Origin of the sequence: Prochlorococcus marinus str. SB (assembly GCF_000760115.1) — a bacterium.
In the GTDB taxonomy this organism is placed as follows: Bacteria; Cyanobacteriota; Cyanobacteriia; order PCC-6307; family Cyanobiaceae; genus Prochlorococcus_A; species Prochlorococcus_A marinus_D.
Window position 1 is genome coordinate 1100226 of the sequence record NZ_JNAS01000002.1, and the last position, 11723, is coordinate 1111948.

Consider the following 11723-nt stretch of genomic DNA (forward strand, 5'->3'; position numbering starts at 1 on the left):
TTAATTGAGCGGAGCAACTGGAGTAGGGGTTGGTTCTGGATAAGACATTCCATTATTTTGTCCTACACCTCTTAAGGTAAGATTAATTCTTCCTCTGCTATCAATTTCTCTAACTCTTACGGTCACCTCATCTCCTTGTCTAACTACATCTTCGACTCTCTCAACTCTTGCTTCGGATAGTTGGGATATGTGAACCATTCCTTCCTTACCTGGCAATATTTCCACGAAAGCACCTATAGGTATTATTCTTGTTACAACTCCAGAGAAGATCTCACCTTCATGTACCTTGCGGGTTAATCCTTCTATTATCTTTTGAGCTTCTTCTGCAGCAGCTCCGTCATGAGAAGCAATAGTAACAATCCCACCATCTTCTATATCTATTTTTGTATTAGTTCTTTCAGTGATTCCTTTAATAGTTCTTCCCCCTGGTCCAATAACTGTTCCTATAAGCTCAGGGTCAATTCTAAAGCTTAATAGTCTTGGAGCATGAGGAGAAAGTGATTCTTGAGGCTTGTCTATTGCTGCTTGCATCTTTTCTAAAATGTGTAATCTTGCAGGACGTGCTTTTTTAATCGCATCAGAAATAATAGAGACTGGTAAACCTGTAATTTTCATATCCATTTGTAAAGCAGTTATACCCTTATCAGTTCCTGCAACTTTAAAGTCCATATCTCCAAGAAAGTCTTCAATGCCTTGAATATCTGTAAGAATTCGTACTTCTTTACCTTCCTTGATTAAGCCCATGGCAGTACCACTTACAAGTGCTTTGAGAGGAACGCCTGCATCCAATAATGAAAGCGTGCTCCCACATACGGAACCCATTGAAGTTGATCCGTTGGAACTTAAAACTTCGCTAACTACCCTAAGCACATAAGGAAATGTTTCTTTGCCAGGCAATACAGGTATTATTGCTCTCTCAGCTAATGCTCCATGGCCAATTTCTCTCCTTCCAGGAGTTCTCATCGGCCTTGTTTCTCCTACTGAATATGGAGGGAAATTATAGTGATGAAGATAAGTTTTTTCTGTGCTTGGATTGAGGTCGTCCATTTCTTGAGCATCACTCGGAGTACCTAATGTAGTTGTAGATAAAACTTGGGTTAAACCTCTTTGAAATAAAGCCGATCCATGCACTCTTTTGGGAAGAATTCCGGCTGAAGCAGATATTTTTCTTACTTCATCGAGATCTCTTCCATCAACTCTTTTCCCATTATTAATGATTTGCGACCTCATTAATTTCTTGGTAAGTTTTTTAAAGTCAACACTTAATGACTTATCATTTTCTGATAAAAGAACTTTTAATTGATTGTCCTCTTTCAAAGATTCGATTTTGGCTTGCGTCTCTACTTTTATTTTTTCGAGTTCAAGATCTCTCTCTTCCTTTGAAAGATCAAATTTCTTTAAAATTAACTCAATCGGTTTTGTACAATTTTTCTCTAAATAAGAGGGCAATGTTTTATCTTCTTCAGGAGCAGATGGCTTAATTTGTTTTATTCCTAAGTCTTTTAATAAATCTTCTTGAGATTTAATAAGTTCAGTAACTGCTTCATAACCAAAATCTATAGCTTCAATAGTATCTTGCTCCGATAATTGGTTAGCACCTGCCTCAATCATCACAATGCCTTCAGGTGAACCTGCAACAACAATATCTAAATCTCCTTTTTCTATTTCTCTATAACTTGGATTTAAGATAAAGTCATCTCCTATTAGGCCAACTCTAACCGCAGCCATTGGCCCATAAAATGGAATCTCTCCAACTAAAGTTGCTATTGAAGCCCCAGTAACAGCTAAAACATCTGCTGGAACTCTTTCATCAAGAGAAAGACAAGAGGCAACAATTTGTATCTCGTCTCTCATCCATGACGGGAAAAGTGGCCTCATTGGTCTGTCAATTAATCTTGCTATTAAAGTCGCTCTTTCTGGAGGGCGGCCTTCTCTCCTCATAAAACCACCAGGAATTCTTCCAGCAGCATATAGTTTCTCCTCATAGTCACAAATTAGAGGTAGAAAGTCTGAAGGATCTTTTTTTATATTTTTTGTTGCTGTAACTAATAGAGAGGTGTCACCGCACTCAATCATTACTGATCCATTTGCTTGAGGAGCATATAGTCCTGTAGTTAGTCGTATCTCTCGTCCGTCAAACGTGATCGACTTATTTTGTCCTTCCACTTTTTAAATTATTAATCTATACATGACTTATTCTTACATTTTATAGGGACATATTGAGTAAATTATTTAGATAAGCTATAAAAATTCTTAAATTTGTTCCAAAATGAATTTTAATTGGGCAGATTTTGTATCTTACGGTAGATAATAAAGATACAAAAATATTACTTGTACTACCAACTTGATTTAACTACCCCAGGAAGCTCACCATTGTGAGCTCTTTGTCTTAACTGATTCCTACAAAGACCAAAGTCTCTGTAGACTCCTCTTGGTTTGCCAGTTGCCCAACATCTATTTCTAACTCTGTTTGGGGCAGAGTTTCTTGGCAGACCCTGTATCTTTCTATGTATTTCTAATCTTTCCATTGGGTCTTTTGCAGCATTGAATTCATCTAATAATGATTTTCTTTTTGCAGCATATTTCTTTACAAGCTTTTTGCGTTTGACTTCTCTCGCAATCATGGACTTTTTAGCCATTTAATAGAATTTTTTAACTAAATCTTATTTTAACAGCCTGGATAACAATTTTAAAAATTTATTTATTGGTTTAATAATCTTTGTACAATTAAAAGTTGACTAGTATCCCTTATGATAAGTAGAACACTTAGCCCAACTAAAAGAAAGAAACTTGATTGAGTAACTACCATTTGTACCTTAACTGGAACTGGTTTTCCTCTAAAGCCCTCAATCAAAGTGAAAACAAGTTGTCCCCCATCCAATAGTGGTAAAGGTAAAGAATTTAGAACTGCTAAGTTTATAGAAATAAGTGCTGCAAATAATAATATTCCAGTTCCTCCTTGTTGTGATAGTTGAGCACCAATTTCAACAATTTTTACGGGCCCACTTAATTGTTGAGCTGTAGAGGAGAAATTTGTAATTAATCCTTTATAACCTTGTATTGTTTTTATCAAAAGTGATGAAAACTCATTATTGGTGTATTTAAAAAGTTCAAATATGTTTTTTGTCTTTTTAGTCCCTTTTTTTATATTAGGTTGTAATTGAGCACCTATTGTACCCTTTCCATTTATGTTTTTTGGGAACAAAGTTAAATCTTTCAGAACTCCATCTCTATCAATTGTTATAGAAATAGGGCGCTCAGATGCATTTTGAATCTCCTTTACTAAAGCAGTAACTGCTTGATCTCCAACTCCTAAAGTATTGCTTTCAATTTTTAAGATTTTATCTCCTGCTTGTAATCCAGCAAGAGAAGCAGCCTTCTCGGGCTGAGTAGCCAAAACTAAAATACCAGGCTCGGGATCAAATGGAATTCCAATAGTAGTTAAATTTACGATCAGAATAGTATAGGCAAGAATTAAGTTAGCAATTACCCCAGCGGATATAACAATCACTCTTTGAACAACTGGTCTATTTTTTAAAAGATTTGGATCTTTAGGGTCAATATTATTTATTTCTTCATCAGGGAAGGAAACAAATCCCCCTAATGGAAAGGCTCTAAGTGAATAGGTTATGTTTTTATATCTTTTCTGGATTATTGATGGTCCAAAACCAATTGAAAATCCATCAACATATATACCTTGCAATATTGCCGCAAGAAAATGTCCCATCTCATGAAAAAATATGAGAAATCCCAGAACTGTAATTGAGGTTAAAACGTTCATTTAAATATCTTAAGCAGTTTTTAAAATATTTGATCCAAAATATGGAACTAGAGCATCTGGAATTTTAACGCTCCCATCTGTTTGTTGGCCATTCTCTAGAATAGCAGCCATAGTTCTTCCAATAGCAAGCCCACTACCATTTAAAGTGTGCAGATATGTATTTTTCTTATCAATTTTTGCTCTTATTGAGGATCTGCGAGCTTGAAAGTCTAAACAGTTGCTACAACTTGAAATTTCCCTGTAGCATTTACTACTTGGTAGCCAGACTTCAAGATCAAAAGTTCTGCTTGAAGAAAAACCTAAGTCTCCAGTACAAATATCAACTAGTCTGTAAGGTAGATTGAGCTTTTTTAAAATACTTTCTGCATCAGAGGTGATCTTTTTATGAGCTTCTATAGATTTACTTGGATCGCAAAACCAATATAGTTCAACTTTATTAAATTGATGAAGTCTTATTAAACCTTTTGTATCCTTTCCATAACTACCAGCTTCTCTCCTAAAACATGGGCTATATGCAACATACTTAAGGGGTAATTTCTTGAGATCAATAATATCATTTCTATGAAAAGCAGTTAGTGGAACTTCAGCAGTGGGAGAAAGCCATAGGTCGTCGTTAGAACACTTAAAACTTTCATTTGAAAATTTAGGTAATTGACCAGATCCGGTAAGACTTTCTGAATTCACTAAAGCTGGAGGCATTAACTCTAAATAACCATTGCTAGTATGCATATCGAGCATAAAATTTATTAATGCTCTCTCTAATCTGGCCCCATTCCCAATAAGTGTAATAAAACGACTTTTTGATATTTTAGTTGATTTGACAGAGTCAAAAAGATTAAGACTTTCGCCTATTTCCCAGTGAGATTTAAGATTTTCTGTTTTTAACGGATCTCCCCAAGTTTTTATTTGGACATTATGACTCTCATCTTTTCCAATAGGAGCATCTTTGCTAGGTAAATTTGGTAAATTGCAAATTTCAATATGTATATTTTTATCTAAGGTTCTTTTTTTCTCTTCAAATTCTGAAATTTTGGTTCTGTATGCATTTCCTTTCTTCTTTAAAGTATTTACTTCTGGAGAATCATTATTTTTAGATTTGCTGATTTCTTGACCGATCAATTTACTTAACTTTTTACTCTCAGATTGGAGACTTGATATTTCTATATCAATTTCTTTTTTTTGAAGAGTTAATTCTTGTATATGGGAAATATTAAAAACTTTTCCTCTTAGGGATAAACTTTTTTCAACTAAAGTTGGATTTTCTCTTATTAATTTTTGATCTAACACTATTTTTTTTTATACCTTAATTAAAATAGTTAATCTAAATTCAATATTAGGGATTTTTGACTAAAAATTAACTAAATTAATGATTTCTAACTTACAAAGTATTTTTAGATAAGATTTTTTAACTATGATGCAGATCGAGCTCTCCCTGTAGTTGACCATTCTTTTAGTAAATTAATTTGCTCCTTAGCTGTTCTAGATAAGGGAACTAATTCAGAAACCGCCTTTATTAAATCTTTCTCCATAAGTTCTCTATTTTCAGAAAATGAAATATGCATCCCCTCTATCACTGCTTGTTCAAGTTCTGCACCTGAGAATCCATCTGTTCTGTCTATAATAGTGGAAAGAGGAAAACTGTAACTTGGTCTTCTTTTTTTTAAGTGCAAATCCAGAATACTTAATCTTTCTTTAGAGTTTGGTAAATCAAGAAAAAATATCTCATCAAATCTACCTTTTCTTAATAATTCAGCAGGAAGTTTATCTATAGCATTAGCGGTAGCAATGACAAATACAGCTGATTCTTTTTCAGCCATCCACGTTAGCAAACTTGCCAAAACCCTTTGACTTGTTCCTCCATCACTTCTGGCATCGCCACCAAAGCCCTTGTCAATTTCATCGATCCAAAGGATACAAGGAGACATGGCCTCTGCTCTTAATATTGCTTCCCTTGTTCTTGCTTCGCTTGAACCAACTAGGCTAGAAAATAGTCTTCCAACATCTAGCCTAAGCAGCGGCATCGACCAACTCTTAGAAATTGATTTTGCGGTTAGCGATTTCCCTGTTCCTTGAGCTCCAATGAGTAAGACTCCCTTGGGAATAGGTAATCCATAGTCTCTAGCTTCTTTAGAAAAGGCCCTGTATCTTTGATTAAGCCAAAATTTTAGAACATTTAAACCACCAATATCATCTTGACTTGATTTAGCTTCGAAAAATTCTAAAATTTCACTTCTGGCGATTACTTGTTTTTTCTCTTCCAGAATATCTTTAATATCTTCTTTACTTATTTTCCCTCTTTGAGCAAGGGCCTTTGCAGTGATTTGCTTTACTTTTATTTCGGTAAGTCCACTTGAAGCTATAGAAAGTTCGTTTAAGTCTTGTTCTTCTAAATTTGAATTGGTATTGATAGCAATTTGTTTGATTAGATTTTTCAATTCTCCTTGATCAGGTAAAGGTAAATTCACTATTGCCATTAATTCGTCCAACTCTTCTGATGATGGAAATAAATGAGAACTAATAATTAAACTATGACAAGTTTTTTTAAGCACTAGTGATAGTTCTTTAATAGTTCTAATGATAGATGGGTCATCATAAAATTTATGAAAATCCTTAACTAATAAAGCTGTTGAAACTTCAGAATTTAGTTCTTTAAGCCAATTAAGTACTCCTAACGGATTGTTAGGAAATTTACCTTCTTCATTTATTAATCCTTTTATACCGCTAACACAATCCCAGGAAACGAATCTTTTTATATTTAGTCTTTCACAAGATAAATTAACTAATTTTTCTAATCTTTCCTCTTCTTTAGTCCTGATCCAAATTAATGAGTTTCTTGATTTTATGAGTAATTCTAAATTTCTGCACCAAGAATTCATTATTTAGATTAAGACTATTTTTTACTGTTAGGTTCGAAAGGTAATCTTTTATCTGAGATAGTTGAAGCAGAAGTTGTTATTACTTCATTTTTTGCTAATAATTGTTGATCCAAAATTTTCTGTAAATTCTCAGGAAGAGCTTCTTTATTAAGAAGAAAAGTCTGAAATGCTTGGAAAATATTAGCAACAACCATGTAGAGTAAGACTCCGGCAGGTAGTGGGAAAAACAGAAACATTCCAGTTATCATAACTGGTGTAATTTTATTTGCTGTTGATTGCTGTGGATTCGCAGGCATCCCTTGACTTGATAAAACTTGCGAAAGAAGTAAGGTTAATCCAAAGGCACCTACTAATGCAGCAATATCCCAATTAATTGCTCCATCTACATAAAAACCAACTTGACCAAGAGCTTTAATAAATAAAAAACCACTTTTAGCAGCTAGACCGGGGATTTTAGCCTCGATTGTTGCATCTCCAGGTTTAATTGCTGTTACTGTACCGTCTTGAGAAACTTTAAGATTTTCGGAACCTTTAGAAACCTTCCAACTGGGGAGGAATTTTGATCCATTTTCGTATTTAGATAAAACTTCCGAATAGCTATTGCCATTTGTTGTTTGTAAATTTACTTTTATGGATTCTTCTGTTCCTAATTTTGTTCCACTAGGGATTTCGGCTACTACAGGAAAATGTGATTTTTCTGTAATAAAAATAGAATGTCTTGGGGATTTGTAAGGTTTTGGATCAATTGCTGCTACTTGCTCCTGTGGGACGACTTTGAGATTTATGCTGTAGGGGACATCAGCGAATGGAGAGCCTCTTAGGGTTGCAAACAATGCAAATAGCACGGGCATTTGGACAATCAAGGGAAGGCAACCTGCGAGGGGGCTGCCAAATTCATTCATTAATTTTCCAAGTTCTTCTTGCTGTTTCTTTGGATCACCAGAAAACTTAGATTTTATTTCTGCTTGCCTCTTTTGCATTACTGGTTGAGCGATCTTCATCCGCCTTGCGCTTCTAATAGACCCAGCGCTTAGAGGGAAAAGTGCAATTCTAATTACAACTGTTAATGCAACAATAGCTAAACCATAACTAGGGACTAAACCGTAGAAAAAATCTAGAATCGGGATAAGTAGTTTTTCAGAAATGAACCCTATCACGATATTAAAGAGAGTGTAATTTTATTAAACATTTATTTTACAGGAAAAAAAGATTTTTGTAATTAATTTATTTGGGATTTAGTAGCAAATCCTTCTACCTCGTTGAGGTTTGGTATTTGAGATCTTTTATTTATATTCTCTTCAATAAATTTTTGCTTTTCTCTGAATAAAGGTAATGATTTCATTTCAACCTTTGAACCATCGTTAAGGATAAGCACCATGTCACCATATGAACCGAATCCCCTTGGTATAGATCTGATTTCTTCAATGTTACTTAATGAGACTTGTGTTTTGTTTTTGCCAAACCAGCCCCCATCGATTGTAATTCTTTTGTTTGTAATTTTATATCTCAACCACAATGCTCTAACTATTGCGGCAAAGGTAAATGGCAAACCAAGTATAGTTATTGCTGCTAGTAGATTTATTATTAAATCACTTTTAGCAGGTCCACCTTCATAAAAGGTTTCTTCATTCATGTTAATCATTTGATTAGACGAGATTTGAACATTAAGTTTTGAAATTCCTCCAAAAGTCTACTCTTATCATTGCAGAAATCCCCAAATTTAAGGTTAACAAGTAACCAATAAGGTTTGTGGTTATTAATTTTTTGGATGTTTGTTAATAACCACTCTTGAAGAATTCTTCTTAATTTATTTCTTTCTACAGCTTTTTTTGAAACTTTTTTGCTTATAGCAATTGCAACCCTAAAATTGTTTGAGTTAATTTTGAACTTATGGGTTAAAAGTATTGATGGATTTGATCTTGCAACTTTAAACGTCATTAATTTCCCATGATATGTTATGGAATTTTTGTGAATATAATTAAAAGTCCTATGACCTTTTAAACGCATATCCTTAGGTAAGGCCATTTAAATTAAAATTTATACAGCTATTTTTTCTCTACCTTTTTGTCTTCTGCTTTTAATAACTCTTCTGCCTGTATGAGAACGCATTCTTACTCTAAAACCAGATACACGTTTTCTTTTTCTTGAAGTTCCGCCAAAAGTTCTTTTAGTCATTTGTTTATTTATCCTTATTTAATTTATCATTTAATCGATCACTATAGTCCAGCTTCCTAAATAACTTGAAAATGATTTTTCTTTAGGTTGCCCATATGAATGAAATTGATATAAACCTGATCTTTTTGGATTAAAGGTTTTAAGGACTATCGCATAACTGTCTTTGTTATAGGGAATTGGGCTGTAGGGATAAATATCTAGTGAACGTAAACCTGATTCATTAGTCTTAATTTCGAAATCAGCTGGAATGTCTTCTAAACATTTAGTTCTACTCTCAAAACCACCAATTTTTACTTTGCAAAAGCTAATTTTTTCATTTTTTAGCGTGGATTTAAAGGTCTTAGGAATTGCTAGATTAATTTTTAAGAGATCAGTTCTTCTATCAGATGGCCTTAAGAAAAAATAAATTGTATTTCTAAATTTCCTTTTATCTTCTTTTTGAAACCACTTTAATCGTCTAAAACTATCGTCTTGGTTCCATTGAAATTCCAAACCCGCTTTAGCATCTTGAATATTATTAAAAAAAGGAGTTGAGACTAAGATTGTGGGTAGAATAAAAAACCTTAAAATTTTAAGATTTAAAGTGATTTTCTTTGTAATTTTAAACATTTAGAGGATGGAAATTAAAAGGTTGGTTCTTGCTGTAGTTTAAAGCGGAAAATATTTTTCACTCAGGTTAACATCTATCTGTCCTTAATTTTGCAGCTCCTTTTAAATAAGGGTGCTTTATTACATGATTTGGTGGCAATAAAACTTGAGCCATTATTCTTATACAAAAATCAACATCATTAGATACGTGCATTTGTTGGCAGTCTAAAAACGCAACTGAATCAAGACCATTAAATTTCCTTGCAATTGAAGCGGGGAAACATGCATTTAAATCTTTTGTCGCTGTGAATGTAATGGATAATATGTTCGTCTTAATTAGTTTGTTGCGTGAAATTAATTCATCAATTAATTCCACTACGGCAACTTCTATTTCACTAATAGTATTCCCAGATGCTGTTGTAGCACCACGAATAAATGTAATTTTATAATCATCTTCCATTTTTTTATACATATATGTTTAAGGCTTGTATAACCAAAGTACTTTATTAGATGAGTCAAACTCAAAAAAGATAATATTGATAATTTTCTCAATCATTCTACTTCCAGGAATAAGTCCAAGTATTTTCTTCTTCTTCTTCCCAAATGTTAAGGGCTGAATTTTAGGATCAATATTAACCATTTCTGCAGCTAGTTCCCTTGCAACAAATTCATCTCCAACCTTATCAACAAGACCAAGTTCGAGTGCTTGTGTTCCAGTGAAAATTCTTCCATCAGCAAATTTTCTTACTTCTTCAACAGGTAAATTTCTTCCTTCAGCAACAGCTTCAGTAAATTGTTTGTAACTTTCATCTATAAGCCCTTGTAGTAGAGCTCTACCTTCCTCACTTAAAGGTTTATCTGGAGAAAGTATGTCTTTAAATACACCACTTTTAACAGTCTCAAATTTAATGCCGATTTTATCTAATAATTCAGATAAATTATTTCCTCTTATAATCACACCAATAGACCCTGTAATTGTGCCTGGATTAGCAACTATTTTGTCAGATGCAACACCAATGTAAACACCTCCTGATGCTGAGATGTTCCCAAAACTAGCAATGACTTTACATCCTTTATCTTTTAGTCTTTTAATAGCAGAGTATATTTCTTGGCTATCCCCAACAGTACCCCCAGGAGAATCAATTCTCACGATTAAAGCAGGAAATTCTCTATCCTCAATTTGTTTAAGAGCTTTAAGGACTGAAACTCTTGTTGAACTTGTAATAGGCTCATCAATTACTATACGAGCTATTCTTTTTTTTGACTTTCGTCTAAAAGGCCAAATCATTCTTTTAAGGTAAATTCATAAAACTACTTTAAAAAGACTATCAGCAGACCTAATGAATTCAATCCTAAATTGGTTTTTAATGATACTCCCTTTTGCACTTTGGGGTACTTCAATGGCGGCTATGACTCCCTTAGTGTCTAGTGCTGGGCCAGATTTTGTAGCTTCTTTAAGATTACTTCCTGCAGGGATTCTTGTTCTAATAACAACATATTTGTTTAAAAGAGATTTAAAAATTTATAAGTGCGATTTGAAGTGGTTTTTAGTTTTTACGATTGTAGATGCCACTTTTTTTCAGTTGTTTTTAACTTATGGTATCGAAAAAACTGGAGCAGGTTTAGGTTCTGTCTTAATTGATTCTCAACCGCTTTTGGTAGCTATTTTAGCGAGGGCAATTTTTGGGAATTTAATTAATCCAATAGGATGGTTAGGACTACTTTTTGGGTTGGGAGGAATAGTATTTTTAGGAGTTCCACAAGAATTTTTAGGGAATTGGTGGTTGATGTCTGATAAGTCTATAAATGATGTTGCTTTTAATTTTGGAGAACTTTGGATGCTTGCAGCTTCTTTAGCAATGGCATTAGGAACAATTTTAATTAGATTCACTTGCACTAAAAGTGATCCAGTGGCAGTTACAGGTTGGCATATGGTTTTAGGTAGTTTGCCCTTAATTATTAAGCACTGCTTACAATCAAATTTCAAAATAATTCCAGATTGGTCGTTATTTGATTGGGGACTTATGTCATTTGCAAGTATTTTTGGAGGAGCAATAGCGTATGGATTATTTTTCTACTTTGCTAATAATAAAGAAATAACTGGATTTAGCACACTTGCATTTTTAACCCCTGTATTTGCTCTTCTCAGTGGAGGTGTTTGGTTAGATGAAAGACTCACTATTGTGCAGTGGATAGGAGTGGTGTTTGTTCTTATCTCAGTATTTTTTGTTAGCCAGAGAAAGAGTTTATGGGAAAAAAATTTTTCTGATACTACTATTTAATTAGTTTCTTTTTGTAAAAAG

At 33.7% G+C, this 11723-nt stretch carries 13 protein-coding genes; 1 reads left to right on the forward strand and 12 read right to left on the reverse strand.

The genetic code is table 11. The features are described 5' to 3' along the window. The 12 genes from EV02_RS00670 to sppA form a co-directional block, all read right to left on the reverse strand. Entirely contained in the window at positions 1 to 2166 is a 2166-nt protein-coding gene (locus EV02_RS00670) for a polyribonucleotide nucleotidyltransferase (protein ID WP_032520309.1), read from the reverse strand. A 170-nt stretch (positions 2167 to 2336) separates the two neighbouring features. Then, positions 2337 to 2639 carry a 30S ribosomal protein S14 gene (rpsN, locus tag EV02_RS00665; protein WP_012008067.1) on the reverse strand — a complete coding sequence of 101 codons (303 nt, stop codon included), beginning with the start codon at positions 2637 to 2639 and terminating at the stop codon, positions 2337 to 2339. A 62-nt stretch (positions 2640 to 2701) separates the two neighbouring features. Further along, positions 2702 to 3781 carry an RIP metalloprotease RseP gene (gene rseP, locus EV02_RS00660; RefSeq protein WP_032520310.1) on the reverse strand — a complete coding sequence of 360 codons (1080 nt, stop codon included), beginning with the start codon at positions 3779 to 3781 and terminating at the stop codon, positions 2702 to 2704. A gap of 9 nt (positions 3782 to 3790) precedes the next feature. Further along, positions 3791 to 5068, reverse strand: a complete 1278-nt coding sequence (gene serS / locus EV02_RS00655) for a serine--tRNA ligase (protein WP_032520311.1) — start codon at positions 5066 to 5068, stop codon at positions 3791 to 3793. A gap of 122 nt (positions 5069 to 5190) precedes the next feature. Next, the gene (locus tag EV02_RS00650; RefSeq protein ID WP_032520312.1) at positions 5191 to 6657 is read right to left on the reverse strand and encodes an AAA family ATPase; all 1467 of its coding nucleotides are present in this window, start codon (positions 6655 to 6657) and stop codon (positions 5191 to 5193) included. Positions 6658 to 6671: 14 nt separating this feature from the next. Beyond that, the gene (yidC, locus tag EV02_RS00645) at positions 6672 to 7814 is read right to left on the reverse strand and encodes a membrane protein insertase YidC (RefSeq protein ID WP_032520313.1); all 1143 of its coding nucleotides are present in this window, start codon (positions 7812 to 7814) and stop codon (positions 6672 to 6674) included. Between the two features lie 62 nt (positions 7815 to 7876). Beyond that, the gene (locus EV02_RS00640; RefSeq protein ID WP_032520314.1) at positions 7877 to 8299 is read right to left on the reverse strand and encodes a PH domain-containing protein; all 423 of its coding nucleotides are present in this window, start codon (positions 8297 to 8299) and stop codon (positions 7877 to 7879) included. Next, on the reverse strand, positions 8296 to 8682 hold the full coding sequence (locus EV02_RS00635; RefSeq protein ID WP_032520315.1) for a ribonuclease P protein component: 387 nt from the start codon (positions 8680 to 8682) through the stop codon (positions 8296 to 8298). Before EV02_RS00635 ends, EV02_RS00640 begins: the two co-directional genes overlap by 4 nt. Before the next feature lie 12 nt (positions 8683 to 8694). Next, positions 8695 to 8832, reverse strand: a complete 138-nt coding sequence (gene rpmH / locus EV02_RS00630; protein ID WP_025973407.1) for a 50S ribosomal protein L34 — start codon at positions 8830 to 8832, stop codon at positions 8695 to 8697. Between the two features lie 30 nt (positions 8833 to 8862). Further along, positions 8863 to 9441, reverse strand: a complete 579-nt coding sequence (locus EV02_RS00625) for a DUF2808 domain-containing protein (RefSeq protein WP_032520316.1) — start codon at positions 9439 to 9441, stop codon at positions 8863 to 8865. A gap of 67 nt (positions 9442 to 9508) precedes the next feature. Beyond that, positions 9509 to 9892, reverse strand: a complete 384-nt coding sequence (aroH, locus tag EV02_RS00620; protein ID WP_080724868.1) for a chorismate mutase — start codon at positions 9890 to 9892, stop codon at positions 9509 to 9511. A gap of 6 nt (positions 9893 to 9898) precedes the next feature. Beyond that, entirely contained in the window at positions 9899 to 10708 is an 810-nt protein-coding gene (gene sppA, locus EV02_RS00615; RefSeq protein ID WP_032520317.1) for a signal peptide peptidase SppA, read from the reverse strand. 52 nt (positions 10709 to 10760) lie between these two features. On the opposite strand from sppA, the gene EV02_RS00610 reads away from it, so the two are divergent. Next, positions 10761 to 11702 carry a DMT family transporter gene (locus tag EV02_RS00610; protein ID WP_032520318.1) on the forward strand — a complete coding sequence of 314 codons (942 nt, stop codon included), beginning with the start codon at positions 10761 to 10763 and terminating at the stop codon, positions 11700 to 11702. Positions 11703 to 11723: the final 21 nt, after the last annotated feature.